Consider the following 18,932-nt stretch of genomic DNA (forward strand, 5'->3'; position numbering starts at 1 on the left):
TACATTTTACTACTTGTCAATTTAATTTTTAACAGATTCATTTGTTTTGGCTTGTTCTGTTTTAATTTTATTAAGTTCAGTTGTTGCTTCTTCTAAAACATCTTTAAATTCGGCAAAGTTTTTTTGAACACTTTCTAAAATATAAGTTGCCTGGTAAGCATCATTTAATTTGTTAAAATTCTTAGCCATTAAAATTAAACCTTTTGCGCCCCAATATTTGTATGCGGCATAATCTGAAGCAATTTTTTGAACTATTTCATTAGACACTCTGTAACTACCATCTTTGTTTTCAAAATAAGCTTTGTAATATAATGCTTCGGCTTTTAATTCGCCGCCTGCAATTTCTTCCACTTTTTTGTAAGCTGCTCTTGCTTTGGTTTCATTATTGGTTTTAATGGCTGCACGTGCAATAATTATATGTGCATCAGATTTAATTCTGTCTTCAACTTTAGAATTATTTAAAACCGCATCAGCATAACTTTCTGCTTTGCTGTAATTTTCCTGTGCGTAATATCCTTTCATTAAATTAGATTGCGCAAAAGTTCTGTTTTGTGCTTGGTCGGCTTCTTTTTCTAAACGTTCTAAAACAGGAATTGCAGCTGCCCAATTATTTTTTTCTAAATAAATAACAGACAATTTATATAAAGCATTTTCAGTAAATTCATTTTGATTTTGTTCTGCTACAAATATGTAATATTTGATTGCTTCAGAACCTTCATTATTTGCTTGTAAAGATTGTGCTAAATAAAAATTTGCTTGTACTTTGTGTAAACCATTTGGGAAACTTTGTAAATACTTTTTAAAGTTTAAAATAGATTTTTTATGATCGTTTTGTAAGTATTGTTTTTCGGCAGATTCATACATATCATTATCTAATTCTGCATCAGAAATATTTACAAAATCTATATCTTTTACCCAAGTTGCATACTCATCAACTCTACCTAAATCTACATAAATTTGACGAGAATTTTTTATTGCTTGTTTTGCTTCGGCAGAATTTGGAAACTGTTTTACAACTGTTTTATAAGTTGCTAAAGCTTGTTCATTTCTATCGGTATTGTAATATACCAATCCTTTTTTAAGCATTGCTTTTGAAACTAACGGACTTCTTTTAAAATCGGTTATTAGTTTGTCAAAATTTTCTAACGCTAAATTATTTTCATTTTTATTGATGTACGAATTTCCTAAAACATAATACGCATCATCTCTATATCCAGACTTTTTGTGGGTTGCTAAAAATGCATTTAATTCTTTAATTTTAGCATTTTCATTTCCAATTAATCCGTAGCTAATTGCTTTTTGAAACTGCGCATAATCCGTATCAACAGCTTTCATGTCAATTGCTTTGTTGTAAAAAGCAATAGTATTATTGTAATCTCTGGTAATAAAATAGCTATCGCCAATTCTTAAATAACTATCATTCTTTTTAACAGCATCTGTGTTACTTTTACTAACATATTTTTTAAACTGATCAATAGCATTATCAAATTCTTTTTGTTTAAAATATGCGTAACCCAAATTGTAATTTACATCATTAAATTCATTGGTTTTAGTTGAATTACTATTAGAAATAAAATTTTTAAAATCTCTAATAGCTTCATTAAAATTATTTAAACGATAGTTGGTTTCACCTTTCCAATACGTTGCTTGTGCTGTTGTAATTGCATCTTGTGAAACGGTTAAAGAGTTTTCGAAATTTTCTTTGGCAGTGGTGTAATTTTCTTCATTAAATAATTCAACACCTCTGTAAAACGCTACTTTTTGATACAAACCTTGTTCTTTTGTAGTTCGTTTGTTTTTTAAGAAATCAAGTGCGCCTTTATAATCTTTTGAAGTGATGTAAGCACTTATAATTAAATCGTTAATTTCATTTTTAGCTGTTGAATTTGGATATAAATCAATGTATTCTTTTAAAACATCAGGTACACTTCTATATGGATTTCCAATTTCATAACTTAATTTGGCATAATTTAACCAAGCATCTTTTTTAATATCAGCATCAAATTCCATTTGTGAAGCATTTCTAAACGCATTTAAGGCTTCTTGTTTTTTATCGAGTTTTAAATAACATTCAGCCAAATGATAATACGCATTTTGTGCTACGCTATTAGAACCATCAATAATTTTGTTAAAGTTATTGATGGCATTTTCAAAATCATTTTGTTTGTAATAACTATAGCCTAAAAGATAAAAATCGGTATTGTTAAATTTGCCTCTTTTACCTTTGTAATTGTTTAAATGTGGTAGTGCTTCATTATATTTTTGAAGGTTAAAATAACTTTCACCAACTATTTTTGAAATTTCAGAATGTTCAACTCCTTTAGCATTTTTTAATAGCGGTAAACCATTTTCAATGGCTTTGTCAAACTTTCCTAATTTAAAATTCATATCTGCTAAATAGTAAGATACATCTGTTTTAAAGGAAGAATTGTCGGCAACTTCGCCTAAATATTTATCGGCAGTAGTATAATCATCACTGTCATAAGCAATATAACCATAATAATATTTTGCTCTTGCACCATATTCTTGCGAATCTAATAAGTTTAAAAAATAACTTTGAGCTTCTTTAAAATTTTTAGTAGCAAATAAGGAGTAACCGTAGTTAAAGTTAAATTCTTCTTCTTTTTTTATTGATAAGTTAGTGGTTTTAACTTTAGAATACCATTTTGCTGCATACGAATAGTTACCCGTTTTAAAATAATATTCGGCAATATCTAAAAATGCACCATTTCTTTTGGTGCTGGTTGGATATTTATCTACAAAGTTTTGCATTAATTCATCGGCATTTTGCTGCCCAAGTCTAATTGCAGCGTTTGCAATATAGTATTCGCAATTTGCTTTTTGTTCAGATAAATTATCGTAATTATGTTTTATTTCTTCAAATTTTTGCTGTGCTGCAGCATACGATTTATTTTGATACAACGCTACTGCGTGGTTGTATTCGTTAAGATTGTTGGTGTATATTTCTGTTTTTTGTGCTGATATAGAAAATGTTATCAGAAATACTGTAATTACTTGAACAACTTTTTTATAATTCATTTTAATAAACTTTAAAAGCATTTAACTTATACTGTAATAACGTAATATTTTGTTGAAATTGCATGGCAACCTTACATTTTTAATAAAGAACTTTATTAACATTTTAAGATTGTATATAATATAAAAAAACTAAAAAATTATTAAATGATAAATTGTTGAAACTTTACATTTAAATATTTAGTTTTGTTTAAAATAACAATTCCTATGCCAGAAAATATTTTAATGTTACAAAATGCTCAAATTTTTCAAAGAGATAATTTGGTTTTATCTAATGTTAATTTAAAAATTGATGAAGGCGAATTTGTTTATTTAATTGGTAAAACAGGAAGTGGAAAAAGTAGCTTAATGAAAACTTTATACGGAGATTTACCTTTAGAAAAAGGTACAGGAAGTATAGTTGGTTTTAATTTAAATACGTTAAAAGAAAAAGAAATTCCTTTTTTACGCCGTAAGTTAGGGATTGTTTTTCAGGATTTTAAGTTGTTAAATGATAGAAGTGTTTTTGAAAATTTACGGTTTGTTTTAAAAGCAACTGGGTGGAAAGATGATGCTAAAATGAAAACTAAAATTATGGAAGTTTTAGGTAAAGTTGGAATGGAAACCAAAGATTTTAAAATGCCTTTTCAACTTTCTGGTGGAGAACAGCAGCGTATTGCTATTGCCAGAGCATTGTTAAATGATCCCGATTTAATTTTAGCAGATGAACCTACAGGAAATTTAGATCCGGCAACTTCAGTTGGGGTTATGAATGTTTTAAAAGAAATTCACGATAGTGGAAAAACTATTTTAATGGCAACGCATGATTATGCTATTATTTTAAAATTTCCACACAAAACTATTAAATGTGAAGGTGGTGAATTATTTGAAGTGATGCAGCAGCGCAGTTAAAAAAATAATATGATTTCTATTTTAATTCCTGTTTATAATTATAATGTATCAAATCTAGTAAATGAGCTTCATAAACAATTAAATATTGAAAATGTAGATTTTGAAATTATATGTATAGATGATTGCTCATCAGTTATTTATGAAGAAAATTTAGAATTGTCTAAATTAAATAACACAAAGTTTTTTCAATTACCAAAAAATATTGGAAGGAGTAAAATTAGAAACTTATTAGTTTTTAAAGCTAAGTTTGAATGGCTTATATTTTTAGATTCTGATGTTATTCCAGAGAAAGGAAATTTCATTAAAAATTATATGGAGGTTATTAGAAATAGTACTGCTAAAGTTTTTTGTGGTGGATTAGTTTATGAAAGTACAAAGCCAGAATCTATTAAAATATTGAGATGGGTTTATGGTAGGAAAAGGGAACAAATTGATACTAAAATTAGAAAGTCAAAATTATATCAAAATTTTTTCACGGCTAACATTCTTATAAATAAGTCAATATTTAATTCTGTAAAGTTTAATGAATCTATTGTAAAATATGGTTACGAAGATGTTTTGTTTGCACAGGATTTAAAAACTAATAAAATAGATATTTGTCATATTGATAATCGAGTTTTTCATTTGGGGTTAGAAAATAGCTTTGTTTTCTTAAATAAAACAAAAGAAAGTATTGAAAATTTGTTAAATATTAGTTCAAGTAGATTTTTTGAAGGTGACGATTTGAAGTTGTATAGAATTTTTAAAAAATTGAAAAAGTATAAGGTAAGTGGGGGAGTTGGATATCTTTTTTATGTCTTTAAGAAACTTTTAGAAATTAATTTAACTAGTGGAAAGCCGTCCCTATTAGTATTTGACATGTATAAATTAGGTTATTTGTGTTACTTGAATCTTAATTACAAATCAGTTTAAATTTTTAAATATTTCTATTAATTTTTTAGATTCTTTTTCCCAAATTAATTCTTTACTTGCAATTTCTAAATTAGTGTTATAATAGTCTTTTCCGTTTTCAAGAATTTTATTTATTTGGGAAGCAAGCTCTTTTGGAGTTCTGTCGGTAATAACTTCTCCAACTTTATATTTAGAAACAATATTTTTCATTTCAGGTAAATCAGAAACTAAAACCGGAACTTTTGCTTGAATATAGTCAAATAATTTATTAGGTAGTGCGTATCTGTAATTTAATCCTAAATCTTCCTCAAAACTAATTCCAAGGTCTGCTAATGGTGTGATTTTTTTTAGCTCGGCAGGATTTAATTTATTTATAAATTTGACTTTGTTTTCAAGGTTTAAATTTATTACTTTTTGAATTAATTCCTTTTCAATGTCTCCATTACCTATAATTACAAGTATGGTATTATTAAGAAAAAGCATTGTTTTTATAATTAATTCTATCCCTCTTCCTAAATTCAATGCTCCTTGGTATAAAATAATTTTACAGCTATTTATTTCGAATGGAAAATTTGTAGAGTCTTGTTTGGAATCTCTTAGAGGAAAGTTTCTAATAGTATAAAAGTTTGTTTTATATTTTGTGTTGTAATAAGTTGCTATAGAATCACATACGGTGTATTGGTTGTTTAACCTTGGTAAAATACTTGATTCAAAAAATTTCCAAATATTCTGTTTAAAAGGTCTGTTTATTAATTCAGGAACTTCAGTAAACAACTCATGACTATCATAAACCAAATTTTTACTAAATAGTTTACTTATTAAATAATTTGGAAGTAAAGTGTCCAAATCATTGGCTAATAAAATATCTTTTTTAGTAAAAAGTAGTTTTAAAAATAATCGAATATTATATTCTGCATAAAATAAAAATCCTTTATTAAAATATAATTTAATACGTTTAGTTTTGTAGCTTCTAGTTAGTTGTTTACTGTTTTTTAATTTTCTGCCAATTAATAATATATCAAAACCATTGTTAAAAAGAGTTGTGCATGATTTATGAACCCTTTGGTCAGTAACTAAATCATTTGTAACAGAAACAATTATACGTTTCAAAAGAAAAATTTTCTTGCAAATTAAGGATTAATTCTTAATTCTTTTAAAAGTTAAGTAATAAATATTGGCAAGTAAAATAAAGGTGTTTGTTATAATTATAGGCCAAGAAATAGCTAACATAAATCCATAAACTACAAATAAAACGGCACCTATAGAATTTATAATTCTGAGTGTATTTAAGTTTTTCATCATAAAAGAAATAATTAAAGCTAAGGATGCTAAATAGCCTACCCACTCAGTAATTGAAATATTTAAAAACATATATTTTATTTTAAGGGCGACAAATATACTATAAAATAATTTAGGAAAGTCTATAAAAAAAGAAACCTCACCCAAAGTATGAGTGAGGAAAATTGCTATGAAAAAGATTGGTAAGCTATGAAACTTACCATTGCAAATATACAAACTATTTTAATTGGTAAACTGGTTTTTTTGTTAAATTTTTCTAAATTTATTTTTTTATGACAAACGTCACTTTTTTTATTAAATTAAGTTCACTTTTCAATAAGTGATGCGCCTATACCATTTTTATTGCTGAAAGTAATAATGCCGTTAGTAACCTTAACTCCGCTAGCAATGTCGTCTTTTAATAAAAGTGCTCCATCCATATCAACATAGTCTAATAAAGGAGTAAGATGAGCAATAGCTGAAATACCTATGGAAGATTCGGTCATACAGCCTACCATAGTTTTAAGTTTTAAATGCTTAGCTTGTTTAATCATTCTTATTGCTGGCGTTAAACCTCCACATTTCATAAGTTTTATATTTACCCCATGAAAAAAAGTATAACATTTGTCAACATCTGATTCAATTTGGCAACTTTCATCTGCAATAATTGGTAGTTCAGACCTTTGAAATACTTTTTTAGCACCTAGCCAGTCATCTGCAGGTAAGGGTTGTTCAATAAATTCTACACCTAATTTTTTTAGTTCAATTGAGTTTTTTATTGTTTCCTCTGGGGTCCAACCACAATTTGCATCAATTCTAAAAATTGAGTTGGTATGTTTTCGTAGCTCATGAACTATTTCTATATCATTTTTTGTTCCTAATTTAATTTTATAAATAGGTGAGGGAGTTTTTTTCATTTTTGAAATCATATTCTCAATGGAATCAATTCCGATAGTATAATTAGATAAAGGGAGTTTATTTGTGTTTAAATTCCAATATTCGTATAATTTAATATCTAATTTTTTTGTGTATAAATCATTATAAGCTTCGTCTAAAGCGCACAATAAAAACATATTATTTTTAAAATGAGGTAATAAATATTCCCAATATTTTTCTGGTGATTCTAAAAAATGAGTATCAATTATTGATCTCTTTTCATTTAACTCTTCAACAAATTGATTTGTTGAAGTATTATAATATGGATTTGCAGTTGCTTCGCCATAACCAGAAACTCCATTTTCTTGAAGTTCAACAATTAATGAGGGAATTTCGGTCCTTGTACCTCTTGATATTGTAAAGGGGTCTTTTAATTTTAAATTAAAAGTTCTAATAATTAATTTCATATAAAGGTATAATAGAAAAAATGAAATAAAATTTAGTGGAGACGCCGGGAATCGAACCCGGGTCCAAACAAGCAACCAAGATAGTTTCTACATGTTTAGTTTTCTTTTAATTTTAGTCTTAAAGCTAATCGAAAACAATTTACTTTAAGCTTAGTTTCTTAAGTTTCAATTTGCTACCGAAACTATAGCAAATCTATGTTAACTTTTACGATGCCTCTATGCTGACCGCCGCTAACCAAGGCTTTCAAGAGACATTTAGCTTGCACACCTTGTGTGCCGAGGCTTATCCTACTGTAATTCGGATTAAGCAGCTAAAGCGTAGTTATCTTCGCCGTTTATAGGTTTGAAATTGAGATTAACGAGTGCTATTTCATTACTCGACATGCTTCTATGTTAATTGACCTTGCAGTCAAAACCAGTCGTCCCCAAAATATCAAAGAACAAAATCTTTAAGGCTGCAAATCTACTAAAAATATGTTACATAGTTTATTTGTCAGTTCCTTTAATTCCTAATATATTAGTAACAATATTTATACCAAACAAATTATGAAGATTGGAATTATTAAAGAACGAAAAAATCCGCCAGATAGAAGAGTGGTTTTAACACCGAAAGAATGTAAAAGATTGTTGCGGAAATTTCCTGAATTAACAATTAAAGTGGAATCATCAGATAATCGCTTTTTTACTGATGAAGACTATAAAATTGAGGGAATTGATGTAGTTAATGATGTTTCGGACTGTGATGTTTTATTAGGTGTAAAAGAAGTTCCTATTGATTTCTTAATTTCCAATAAAAAGTATTTTTTCTTTTCGCATACCATAAAAAAGCAACAATACAACAGAAAACTATTACAGGCCATTTTGTCAAAAAATATTGAATTGTTTGACCACGAAGTAATTGTAAACGAAAAAAATCAACGATTAGTTGCTTTTGGAAGATATGCTGGTATTGTTGGTGCTTATAATAGTTTTAGAACTTATGGGTTAAAATTTAATTTATTTAAGTTGCCTAAAGCTGAAGATTTACACGATCAATTAATGTTGATTCATGAACTTCAAAAAATTAAATTACCAAATATTAAAATAGTGCTTACTGGTAAAGGTAGAGTTGGGAATGGAGCAAAAGAAATGTTGAAGGGAATGGGAATGAAAAAAGTTACTATAAATGATTTTTTACATAAATCGTTTAATGAACCAGTGTATGTGCAAATTGATGTGTTGGATTATAACAAAAGAAAAGATGGAGATGTAAAAGATGAAAATTATTTTTTCACCAATCCAACGGAGTATGAAAGTGATTTTATGCGTTTTGCCAAAGTTGCAGATTTATATATAGCTGGTCATTTTTATGGAGCAGGCGCACCATTTATATTTACCAAAAATGATGCGAAATCAAAAGACTTTAACATTAAAGTTGTGGCAGATATTAGTTGTGATGTAGATGGACCAGTTGCATCAACCATTCGTTCTTCAACCATAGAAAATCCTATTTACGGTTATAATGCTGCATTAGAAATGGAAGTAGATTATAGAGATGAAAATGCCATTGCTGTAATGGCTGTTGATAATTTACCTTGTGAATTACCAAAAGATGCATCGGAAGGATTTGGTGATAATTTTGCCAAACACGTAATTCCTGCTTTTTTTAATAATGATGAAAATGGAGTTTTAAAAAGAGCTAAAATGACATCAAATGGAAAATTAACGGAACGTTTTAATTATTTGCAAGATTATATAGATGGCAAATAATCAGCAACACGAGTTAGAAAAGTTGGCAAATACAAAAATGCCCTACGGAAAATATAAAGGTAAATTTTTAATTGATTTGCCGGAACATTACATAGTTTGGTATTATAATAAAGGTTTTCCTACAGGTAAATTTGGCGATATGCTTCGTTTAGTATATGAAATTAAATTAAACGGTTTGGAAGATTTAGTTCGGAAATTAAAATATTAACTGTTTATATTATTTAATTATAGGCTGTCTAAAAAAGTATTTAGACAGCCTATATTGTTTTTTAATTCCAGTCAATTTTTCTAGAAGCGTACATTATTATAGATAGAATTATAAATAATCCTAAACTTCCAACAAGTAGTGCATAATTTTCTAATTGAATAATTACAAATATAAATGTGTACAATGCTGAAAGTGATAATCCTATAAATAAAGGGAATTTAAACGTTTTAAGAATAGATTTAGAGTACAGTGTTATTAAAACAATTACCGAACTTCCTGCAATTAAATACGCTTTTAAAAAATTACTATGTTCTGAAATTGATATTAGTAATGTATAAAATAGTGTTAAAGCCAAACCAATCATTAAATATTGAAATGGATGAATATTAATTTTACTGATAGATTGTATTAAAAAGAAGATTAAAAATGTTAATGAAATTACTAAAAATCCATATTTGGCAGAACGTTCACTTTTTTGATATTCATCTACCGGAATCATAAAGTTTACACCAAACGCAAATTCATTTAAGTTGGGTAAGCTGTTAAAATACTCTTGTTGAAAAGGTCTGTTAATATGCAACACTTTCCATTTAGCATTAAATCCGTTTTCTGTTATTTTATCGGTATTTAAAGGTAAAAAGTTACCAATAAAATTAGCGGTTTTCCAGTTAGATGTAATGCTTAAATCGGTTTCTTTTCCAATAGGAATAACTCTAATTTGTTTACTTCCGCTTAAATTAAGTTTTATAGAAAAGTTGTTAGTTGTTAATAGTTGAATTGCTTCTTTTTTGATAGCGGATGTTTCTAAATTATTTAAAGAAATTTTTGTGTTTAACTCTTTGTAGGTTTCTTCATATTTTGGTAAAAAAGGAAACGATTCATTTTTAAAAAAAATTTCAACCTGATTGTTAATTCCTTTTAAATTAGAGGTTTTTATAAGTACAATAGATTTATCCCAGAGCACGTCTTCATCTTTAACATCAATAATACTAAAATCTGGTTTTTCGAAATTACCATTTATAGCTATCTCACTTTTATAAACTGATGTTTTGTAAATACCACGTTTTTTTTCTTCAGGATTTATATTTGCTTTCATATCCAGTTTTTTAGGAAAAAAGTATGCATAGTTTATAGATTCTATTTTTTCTGTTCTGTTTTCTTTGGCGTTGCTGGTTGTAATAATTTTTTCGGTATATGTTTTATACGGAATTTTTAAAATAGGACCGTATAATAACACTTCGTTACCCCATTTTTCATTGATTTCATTTACTACTGATTCTTGCCGTATTGCGCGTTCATTTATTAGAGATTCTATATACGATAGCGGAATAAGCAATACAATAATCAATATTCCAATCATAAGCATTCTTGCTGTTAATGATGTTTTTAACCAATTTCCGAATTTGTTTTGTTGTTTTTCCATATTTTAGTAATTAAAAGTACTTTGTAAAACAAAGTAAATGAATAAAAAATTTTAGTTATTATTTATTAATTTTTCTAAAGCGTTAATGTGTTTTTGAAATTCCAGTTTACCTAATTTGGTAACACTATATGTAGTATTGGGTTTTTTACCAATAAATTGTTTTTCCACCTTAATATAGTTTACCTTTTCTAGCCCTTTTATGTGGCTTGCTAAATTACCATCAGTAACACCTAATATTTCTTTAAGTGTGCTAAAATCCACCGTTTCATTAACCATAAGCGCCGACATAATTCCCAGTCGTACTCTATGATCAAAAACTTTATTAATATGTTTAAGTATATCTTTCAACGGTTATTTTTTATCATATTTATTGTAAAGCACAATTCCATAAACTATATGTAGAATACCAAAACCAAATGCCCAAAAATAAAGTCCATATCCAATAAACTGGGTTGAAACTAATCCGATTACAATATTTAACAAACCTAAATATCTAATATCTCCTAAAGTATATTTACTGGCATTAATACAAGCCAATCCATAAAAAATTAATGTTGATGGCGCAATTAATCCTATTAAACCATATTGATATAAAATAATTGAAAACGCACCTCCTGTAAATAGCGGAATAGAAAAATTGATTAAAAGTCTTTTAGATGTTGCATCCCACAATTTTTCTCCACTTTTTTTTGCTTTTTTTGAAGAAAGAATATAAGCAGAAATTACAGAAAGTAGTAAAACTAAACCTGCAATACCAATCAATATGTATTCTAAAAACGAAATTGGTATTACTGAAACTGGACTATCCGCAATTTGATAATTTGTTAAAATATAATTAGCAGCAATTGCGCCAACCAATGCATAAATCCCAGCCAAAATTCCAGAAAGGCCACTTAATGATATAAATCGAGAAGATTTATTCATTATCGATTTAATTTCTATAATGTCTTTTAAATAATCTTTTTCTTTCATAAAAAGTACTTTGAAAAACAAAGTAATACAAAAAAATTGAATCTAGCAAATATATTTTTCAACTTTTCAACAATAAAATGTTATTAACTAATCGAGTTAAAAGACTAATTAGGTTTAAATATTCAATATTTTTAAGAATTCAAAAACCAAACAAAAAAATATACGAGAAAAATGACAGAAGAATTAGTGTTCCCGAAAATTTACACTTATAATGAGGTGTTACAGAAAGCTTTAGCTTATTTTAATAATGATGAGCTAGCAGCAACTACTTGGATAAATAAATATGCAATGAAAACAAAAAAAGGTGAACTTTTAGAATCTTCACCAGTTGAAATGCATAAAAGAATGGCAAAAGAGTTTGCAAGAATAGAAAAGAATTATGCAGAAAGTGAAACCAATTCAGAAGGATTGTCAGACTATGGGAAAAATCGTAAATTTTTATCAGAAGAAGGTATTTTTGAGTTGTTTGATAAGTTTAAATATGTAATTCCTCAAGGAAGTGTAATGTCTTCTTTAGGGAATACAAATGTTATTGCATCTTTATCAAATTGCGTTGTTGTTCCGCCAGTTTTCGATTCGTATGGAGGTATTTTTTATACCGATCAGCAATTAGCACAATTATTTAAAAGACGCTGTGGCGTTGGAGTTGATTTATCAAATTTAAGACCAAACGGAGCACAAGTATCAAATTCAGCTGGAACTACAACGGGAGCAGTTTCATTCATGAATCGTTTTTCAAACACAACACGTGAAGTTGCTCAAAACGGTAGAAGAGGAGCGTTAATGTTAACAATGGATATTGCACATCCAGATGTTGAAGATTTTATAACCATTAAGCAAGATTTATCAAAAGTTACAGGCGCAAATATTTCATTGCGTTTGTCTGATGAATTTATGATGGCAGTTGTAAATGATGATGATTTTACATTGCGTTGGCCAATTGAAAGTAAAACACCAACCTATAAAAAAGTTGTAAAAGCAAAAGATTTGTGGAATACCATTATAAAATGTGCCCATAATACGGCAGAACCTGGATTAATATTTTGGGATCGTCAACATTATTATTCAACATCATCAATTTACCCAGGATTTAAAAACAGTTCAACAAATCCTTGTTCAGAAATTGCAATGCAAGGTGGTGACAGCTGTCGTTTAATAGCTGTAAACTTATATAGTTTTGTGAAAAACCCATTTTCAGAGAATGCAACATTCGATTTTGATAAGTTTTACAAAGTAGTGTATGAAACGCAACGTTTAATGGATGATTTGGTTGATTTAGAGTTAGAAGCTGTTGATAGAATTTTCAACAAAATTATGCACGATAAAGAACCAAACAATATTAAGCAAGTTGAAATTGATACCTGGAAATTATTATACAAAACTGGTAAAAAAGGAAGAAGAACAGGCTTAGGATTTACGGCACTAGCAGATGCCATGGCAGCATTGGGTAAAAAGTTTGATACAGATGAAGCAATTGCTGTTGTTGATGAAATTATGAAAACTAAATTGCGAGGTGAGTTTGATAGTAGTATAGATATGGCTATTACGCGTGGTAAATTTGAAGTTTTTAGTCCAGAAATTGAGAATTTTTCAGAATTTGTTCAAATGGTACAAAAAGAATTTCCAGATGTATATGAAAGAATGATGAAATATGGAAGAAGAAATATTTCAATAAGTACCGTTGCTCCAACAGGAAGTTTAAGTATGTTAGCACAAACATCATCAGGAATTGAACCAGTTTTCTTATTATCTTACAAACGTAGAAGAAAAGTAAATCAAGACGATGCAAATGCTAAAATTGCGTATGTTGATGATATGGGAGATGCCTTTGAAGAATTTGAAGTATATCATCCAAAATTAAAACAATGGATGGAAGTAACAGGTGAAACTGATATTAAAAAAAGTCCGTATGCTGGAGCAACAGCTCCAGAAATTGATTGGTTAAAACGTATTGAAATGCAAGCGTTGGTGCAAAAATATACAACACATTCAATTAGCTCAACAATTAATTTAGCATCTGATGTACCTGTTGAAAATGTTGGAGATATTTATATTGAATCTTGGAAGAAAGGGTTAAAAGGTATTACAGTATATAGAGATGGATCACGAAGTGGAATTTTAGTATCTAGCGATGATAAAAAAGAAAAGAAAAATAATGAATGTTTTGCTGAAACTATTTTCCCAAAAAGACCAAAGAAAATAGAAGCTAAAGTAGTTCGCTTTCAAAATGATTATGATAAATGGGTAGCTGTTGTTGGTTTAATAAACAACAGACCGTATGAAATATTTACAGGTAAATTAGAGGATGCTTTTTTATTGCCAACATGGCTAGAACAAGGTTGGGTTATTAAAAATAAAGATGATAAAGGTGCTACACGTTATGATTTTCAATTTGAAGATAAACAAGGTTATAAAGTTACTTTAGAAGGCTTATCACGTACATTTGATAAAGAATATTGGAATTATGCTAAATTAATTTCAGGAGTTTTACGCCACGGAATGCCAATTCCTTATGTAGTTGATTTGGTTAATAATTTAAATATGTATGATGAAAATATTAACACTTGGAAAAACGGTATTGCACGTACATTAAAACAATTTGTTGCTGATGGAACACAAGCTGCAGATAAAAAATGCAATGAATGTGGCGATCCAGAAGGATTAATTTATGAAGAAGGTTGTTTAAAATGTAAAAACTGTGGACATACTAAATGTGGCTAAAAAATAATAATTGGTTAAACAATAAAAACTCTGGTAAAAATTTAAATTTTTACCAGAGTTTTTTTATGAGTAATAATTCTTTTTTCTTTTTCGACCAATCCAAATTAAGAATCCAGTTAACGGCAAAGAGGCACATATTAAACTAGCTATAAAAGCAATAATTTTACCTGGCATGCCTAAAATAGCTCCAACATGAATATCATAATTGGCATTAATTATTTTTTCTCCAAAATTTTTATTTTGATGCTTTCTTTCTTTTAATAATTTGCCAGAATATTGATCAAATTGTAATCCATGATTTACATAATACAACCCATCATATTGCTGTATGTAAACATTAATAATGTCTGTACTATCTTTTGCGGGTGTTATTCTAAATCCATTTGAATCTATATATTTTTCTTTAGTAGTTTTTAAAGCAATATCAAAAGCTTTAGGTTTTGAATTTTCTATATACGATGATGTAGCTCTTGAAAAATCTGGAGGAGTGGTAGTTCCTGCGCCAACTACGTAAACAATTGCCTGAAACCAAGAAAATGCCCAAACTAATCCTGTTAGAGCTATAATTATAGCTACTGAACCAATATAAAATCCTAAGATATTATGGAGGTCATAATTTTTTCGTTTCCATCTAGTAGTATTTTTCCATTGAAAAGAAAATCGTTGTTTTCTAGATTTCTTATTTTTTGGCCACCACAAAATAAAACCAGAAATAAGCATTATTACAAAAATAATTGTGCTGTACCCAACTATTGGTTGACCATATTCCGTTTTTAATAATAGGCTCCAATGCAACATTTTTACAATGTTAAAAAAGTCTAACTCTTCATTATAAATATTTAATATTTTTCCAGTGTATGGATTTACATAAATAGATTTATAATATTCTATATTTTCAAAATAGGTTATTGCATTTTCATTGCTTTTGTATGCATAAAAAATATAACTTTTTGTAGGGTTGTTATACACATTTACCCAAGATAATTGAAAGGTTGAGCCAATTTGTTCTTGTGTACTTTCCCATAATTGATTTAATTCAAGTGTTTTTTTTTGCGGTTGAACATACATGTCATTTTTGCGGAATGAATTGGTAAATTCTTCACTAAAAACATAAATACAACCAGTAATAGCTATAATAAATACAATAAGCCCAGATGAAAGTCCGAGCCATAAATGTATTTTACCAATAATTTTTTTAAAGTTCATTTTCCCCATGAAAATTATTTTGTTGGAATTGTATAGGTTACACAATGCCATATAAATTCATAATTTTCACCATTATAGTTTCCTGGAATTTCTTCTTTTTTTGTTGTTTCTAGAATATATTTTGTTTTAAAAGGAAGCTTAAATGTGATGATTCCATTATCGTCTGATTCAAGAGTTTTTGACCATAAATCTTGCACATATATTTTTACTTCATTTTTGGTTAATACTTCATTTTTATATAAAACTTGAAGTTTTACTTCATCAGTAGAAGTAGAAACATCTTTAACAGATATTCCGTTTTCATTTAAGTTGTATGTCTCGTTTTTGGTTTTACCAACTTGAACTTTTGCAACAGAATGATAATGTGTTTTAAAAATTCCAAAATCGTATTGTGTGTAATCAATCACATCAATTTGATTGTTGTTTAAAAGTATTGTGTATGTTCCGTTAGATTTTGGAGTGAAGGTTGCCTTATAAAAAGTGTCTTCAGCTTTTGCTTTAAGTTGTGTTTTGTTTCCTAAAGGATCTACAACCCAAAGAGTAAAATTATTCACTTTTAGGAATGCTTCACCATTTACATTTTCAATAACTCCATAAGTGTATTCACCAAAATAGACTTTAATTTCTTGTTCTTTATTTTTTATTCCGTTTGAATTGGTTTCAATCCATAAATAATGTGCAAAACTTGATGCAGTTATAAGGAAAATACTGCAAATAGATAAAATTATTTTTTTCATTTAAAGGTTTTTTAATTTAGCCTCTGTATAAATAATACAAAGGCTAAAAATTTATAAATAACTCAAATTTTGATTTTTAATATTTAAAATTTGTAGGCTAAACTCGTAGAAATTGTTCTTAATTTTTGTGGAGTTACAGTGGACCATCCTGAATAATATTTTTTGTTAGCTATATTATCTAGTTTTAATATAATTTTGAATTTATCTTTCCCATAAGACAAGGAACCATTTACAATTGTATAACTTGGTAATTGAAAAGAGCCTGTAGTTGTTCTGTTTAATGTATTGTATTCACTAGCATAATTACCACCAAAGCCAATTCCAAAACTCTCTAAGCTCCCACTTTGAAAGGTGAAACTTGTCCAGAAGTTAACTAAATTTGCAGGTCCAGCGTCTTCCGTTCTTAAACCTAAATATCCTGCGCCTTCAGTTTCTTTTAAAACTTCGTTATCATTATGACTATATCCTGCAATTATATTCCAACCAGCTACTGGATTTGCTATAAAACTCAATTCAAAACCTTTACTTTCAACTTCACCACCTTGAATTGAATTATTAATATTAGTAGGGTCAGTCATTAATTTGTTTGAAACATTAATGTTATAATAACTTACTGTTGCTGCTACTTTGTTTTCAAATAGATTTGCTTTTACACCAACTTCAAACTGGTTAGCTTTTTCTGGTTCAAATGTTTTAATTCTTGGGTTCGTTCCATCAGCATCAGAAACTTGTGCTGGTGAAACATTAGAAAATCCATTCATATAGTTTGTGAAAAGCGAAAGTTTATCTTTAATTGGTTGATACACTAAACCTAGTTTTGGAGAAAATGCAGTTTGATCATCATCATCATCATTTTTATCACCTTCAAACTTATCAACTCTTAAACTTGCCATTGCTGATAGGGAAGGAGTTAAGTTCAATACATCAGAAATATATGCGCTATAAATTTCTTGTTCAGCTCTTGTGTTTCCAACTGTAGTTTCTGCAAGCATATTATCAACAGAACCTTGAGATAAAGTAGCAGAATTAGTGCTTTCATTTATTGAAACTGTTCCAATAGCAAGCCATCCTGTACTATTGTCTTTTTGAGTTGTACTAAAGTAATCTAACCCAACAATAACTCTGTTTCTTAATTTTCCAATATGAAAATCACCTATAAAGTTTTGTTGAATGTCTGTAGTTCTGGTTTCATTATTTATTTTTGCCATATTGTGTGCAAAAGTATCTCCATCACCTAAATCCCATAAGTATGAATAATATCCATCTGTTTTTGCTTTTCCATTAGAAAGTACTGTTTGTGAAGTCCATTTGTCTGACAATTTATAAAGTGCTTGTGCTTGTAAATTAAAGGTTGGGTTTTTGATGGATAAATTATCACTTGTAAAAGAGTTGTAATAATTTTGTTCAAACACATCAATTGAGTTATAAGATAAAGGACCATATCTGTTTAAAAACAGCATTGGTGCGTTTACTGATTCTTTTTCCAATATCTCAGTATTGATTATAAAAGTTAGTTTGTCATTTGCAATAAATTTTAAAGATGGAGCAATATAAAATGATTTATTCAACCCAGCATCTTGAAAACTATTTTGAGTATGATAAGCAGCATTTACTCTTAAATAAGTGTCGTTGTTAGTACCTATTGGCGTATTTACATCTGCAGTAATTCTATTCAGTCCGTAAGAACCAGTTGTGTAAGAAATTTCTCCACCAAAGTATTCATAAGGTTGTTTTGTTACTACATTAATTAATCCTCCATAAGAAATTAAGCTACTTCCATATAAAGTTCCAGAAGGACCTTTTATAACTTCAATTCTTTCAATATTGCTTGGGTCTAATCCACCATTATTTAATCCTGGTAAGCCGTTGGTAATTGAGGGTTGCACTGAAAACCCTCGTAATGAATAGTATTCGGCACCATCTCCACCACGACCAGTAGTTTCCCACAAACGAGTTACTCCTGTAGCGTTTTTTAAAGCGTCATTTATATTGGTTACAACTTGCTCTTTTAATAATTCATCTGAAATGGAATTATAAACTTGTGGATTTTCAATATTTTTAAGTGGAAGTTTAGAAACATAAACACCTTCACTTTTTATAAATTTGCTAATGCTGTTAGCTTCAATTTTAATTTCATTTAATTTTTCTTCAGTTTCTTGAAGTATAATTGTTTGTAAAATAAAAACTTTATTATTATTAATTTTGAGTTGAATGTCCTTTGTTTGATAACCTAAAAAAGAAGCTCTAAGTTGGTATGTGCCAGTTTCTAAACCATTAATTTCAAATTCACCTAAACTATTGGTATTTGTGCCTTTTGTTGTATTTAATATAGAAACATTAACGTTTGGTATTGGTATATTTTGTTCGGAAACTATTTTCCCTTTTACTATGTTATTTTGCCCTTGAATAGTGACAATAGAAATAAATACTGTTATTAGTGTAAAAATTTTTTTCATTTTTAATTTGTTATTTTAATT

Annotated in this window: 15 protein-coding genes and 1 other RNA gene; 5 read left to right on the forward strand and 11 right to left on the reverse strand. The window is 28.4% G+C overall.

Annotation, left to right across the window (positions count from 1 at the left end):
• Nucleotides 1-21: 21 nt before the first annotated feature.
• Entirely contained in the window at nt 22-3,039 is a 3,018-nt protein-coding gene (locus tag BM335_RS09990; RefSeq protein ID WP_090226418.1) for a tetratricopeptide repeat protein, read from the reverse strand.
• Between the two features lie 204 nt (nt 3,040-3,243).
• Here BM335_RS09990 and BM335_RS09995 point away from each other — a divergent pair, with 204 nt between their 5' ends.
• Complete coding sequence (locus BM335_RS09995) at nt 3,244-3,927, forward strand: cell division ATP-binding protein FtsE (protein ID WP_090226423.1); 684 nt, start codon at nt 3,244-3,246, stop codon at nt 3,925-3,927.
• 9 nt (nt 3,928-3,936) lie between these two features.
• On the forward strand, nt 3,937-4,839 hold the full coding sequence (locus BM335_RS10000) for a glycosyltransferase family 2 protein (protein WP_090226426.1): 903 nt from the start codon (nt 3,937-3,939) through the stop codon (nt 4,837-4,839).
• On the opposite strand, the gene BM335_RS10005 is transcribed toward BM335_RS10000, so the two are convergent.
• The 4 genes from BM335_RS10005 to ssrA all read right to left on the reverse strand — a co-directional run bounded on the left by BM335_RS10005 (nt 4,831) and on the right by ssrA (nt 7,866).
• On the reverse strand, nt 4,831-5,928 hold the full coding sequence (locus tag BM335_RS10005) for a glycosyltransferase (RefSeq protein WP_177219188.1): 1,098 nt from the start codon (nt 5,926-5,928) through the stop codon (nt 4,831-4,833). The two genes, BM335_RS10000 and BM335_RS10005, sit on opposite strands and share 9 nt — an antisense overlap.
• 27 nt (nt 5,929-5,955) lie before the next feature.
• The gene (locus BM335_RS10010) at nt 5,956-6,189 is read right to left on the reverse strand and encodes a uroporphyrinogen decarboxylase (RefSeq protein ID WP_090226433.1); all 234 of its coding nucleotides are present in this window, start codon (nt 6,187-6,189) and stop codon (nt 5,956-5,958) included.
• Nucleotides 6,190-6,422: 233 nt separating this feature from the next.
• Entirely contained in the window at nt 6,423-7,439 is a 1,017-nt protein-coding gene (locus BM335_RS10015) for a dipeptide epimerase (RefSeq protein ID WP_090226436.1), read from the reverse strand.
• Nucleotides 7,440-7,472: 33 nt separating this feature from the next.
• Nucleotides 7,473-7,866: a transfer-messenger RNA gene (ssrA, locus tag BM335_RS10020) on the reverse strand.
• Nucleotides 7,867-7,985: 119 nt separating this feature from the next.
• On the opposite strand from ssrA, the gene BM335_RS10025 reads away from it, so the two are divergent.
• On the forward strand, nt 7,986-9,188 hold the full coding sequence (locus BM335_RS10025) for an NAD(P)-dependent oxidoreductase (RefSeq protein ID WP_090226440.1): 1,203 nt from the start codon (nt 7,986-7,988) through the stop codon (nt 9,186-9,188).
• A complete protein-coding gene (locus BM335_RS10030; protein ID WP_090226445.1) occupies nt 9,178-9,396 on the forward strand; it encodes a DUF3820 family protein in 219 nt (72 codons plus the stop codon). The genes BM335_RS10025 and BM335_RS10030 overlap by 11 nt, the downstream gene beginning before the upstream one ends.
• 61 nt (nt 9,397-9,457) lie before the next feature.
• Here the strand turns inward: BM335_RS10030 and creD are convergent, their stop codons facing one another.
• The 3 genes from creD to BM335_RS10045 are packed head-to-tail and all read right to left on the reverse strand — an operon-like array spanning nt 9,458 to nt 11,791.
• Nucleotides 9,458-10,819, reverse strand: coding sequence for a cell envelope integrity protein CreD (gene creD, locus BM335_RS10035; RefSeq protein ID WP_090226449.1), 1,362 nt, complete (start codon nt 10,817-10,819; stop codon nt 9,458-9,460).
• Nucleotides 10,820-10,870: 51 nt separating this feature from the next.
• On the reverse strand, nt 10,871-11,167 hold the full coding sequence (locus tag BM335_RS10040; RefSeq protein WP_090226453.1) for a winged helix-turn-helix domain-containing protein: 297 nt from the start codon (nt 11,165-11,167) through the stop codon (nt 10,871-10,873).
• 3 nt (nt 11,168-11,170) lie between these two features.
• Complete coding sequence (locus BM335_RS10045; RefSeq protein ID WP_090226458.1) at nt 11,171-11,791, reverse strand: hypothetical protein; 621 nt, start codon at nt 11,789-11,791, stop codon at nt 11,171-11,173.
• A 171-nt stretch (nt 11,792-11,962) separates the two neighbouring features.
• Between BM335_RS10045 and BM335_RS10050 the strand changes: the two genes are divergently transcribed.
• Nucleotides 11,963-14,512 carry an adenosylcobalamin-dependent ribonucleoside-diphosphate reductase gene (locus tag BM335_RS10050; protein ID WP_218157815.1) on the forward strand — a complete coding sequence of 850 codons (2,550 nt, stop codon included), beginning with the start codon at nt 11,963-11,965 and terminating at the stop codon, nt 14,510-14,512.
• A gap of 63 nt (nt 14,513-14,575) precedes the next feature.
• Here BM335_RS10050 and BM335_RS10055 read toward each other — a convergent pair whose 3' ends face one another.
• The 3 genes from BM335_RS10055 to BM335_RS10065 form a co-directional block, all read right to left on the reverse strand.
• Nucleotides 14,576-15,718, reverse strand: coding sequence for a PepSY-associated TM helix domain-containing protein (locus BM335_RS10055; RefSeq protein ID WP_245780656.1), 1,143 nt, complete (start codon nt 15,716-15,718; stop codon nt 14,576-14,578).
• A 14-nt stretch (nt 15,719-15,732) separates the two neighbouring features.
• Nucleotides 15,733-16,455, reverse strand: coding sequence for a DUF4198 domain-containing protein (locus BM335_RS10060; RefSeq protein ID WP_090226466.1), 723 nt, complete (start codon nt 16,453-16,455; stop codon nt 15,733-15,735).
• An 83-nt stretch (nt 16,456-16,538) separates the two neighbouring features.
• Nucleotides 16,539-18,911, reverse strand: coding sequence for a TonB-dependent receptor (locus BM335_RS10065; RefSeq protein ID WP_090226470.1), 2,373 nt, complete (start codon nt 18,909-18,911; stop codon nt 16,539-16,541).
• Nucleotides 18,912-18,932 lie beyond the last annotated feature (21 nt).

This window comes from Lutibacter maritimus, from assembly GCF_900116115.1.
Classification (GTDB): Bacteria; Bacteroidota; Bacteroidia; order Flavobacteriales; family Flavobacteriaceae; genus Lutibacter; species Lutibacter maritimus.

Coding starts and splice junctions, on each gene's coding strand:
- BM335_RS09990 (WP_090226418.1), bottom strand. CDS start 3,039: ATGAATTATAAAAAAGTTGTTCAAGTAATTACAGTATTTCTGATAACA.
- BM335_RS09995 (WP_090226423.1), top strand. CDS start 3,244: ATGCCAGAAAATATTTTAATGTTACAAAATGCTCAAATTTTTCAAAGA.
- BM335_RS10000 (WP_090226426.1), top strand. CDS start 3,937: ATGATTTCTATTTTAATTCCTGTTTATAATTATAATGTATCAAATCTA.
- BM335_RS10010 (WP_090226433.1), bottom strand. CDS start 6,189: ATGTTTTTAAATATTTCAATTACTGAGTGGGTAGGCTATTTAGCATCC.
- BM335_RS10015 (WP_090226436.1), bottom strand. CDS start 7,439: ATGAAATTAATTATTAGAACTTTTAATTTAAAATTAAAAGACCCCTTT.
- BM335_RS10025 (WP_090226440.1), top strand. CDS start 7,986: ATGAAGATTGGAATTATTAAAGAACGAAAAAATCCGCCAGATAGAAGA.
- BM335_RS10030 (WP_090226445.1), top strand. CDS start 9,178: ATGGCAAATAATCAGCAACACGAGTTAGAAAAGTTGGCAAATACAAAA.
- creD (WP_090226449.1), bottom strand. CDS start 10,819: ATGGAAAAACAACAAAACAAATTCGGAAATTGGTTAAAAACATCATTA.
- BM335_RS10045 (WP_090226458.1), bottom strand. CDS start 11,791: ATGAAAGAAAAAGATTATTTAAAAGACATTATAGAAATTAAATCGATA.
- BM335_RS10050 (WP_218157815.1), top strand. CDS start 11,963: ATGACAGAAGAATTAGTGTTCCCGAAAATTTACACTTATAATGAGGTG.
- BM335_RS10055 (WP_245780656.1), bottom strand. CDS start 15,718: ATGAACTTTAAAAAAATTATTGGTAAAATACATTTATGGCTCGGACTT.
- BM335_RS10060 (WP_090226466.1), bottom strand. CDS start 16,455: ATGAAAAAAATAATTTTATCTATTTGCAGTATTTTCCTTATAACTGCA.
- BM335_RS10065 (WP_090226470.1), bottom strand. CDS start 18,911: ATGAAAAAAATTTTTACACTAATAACAGTATTTATTTCTATTGTCACT.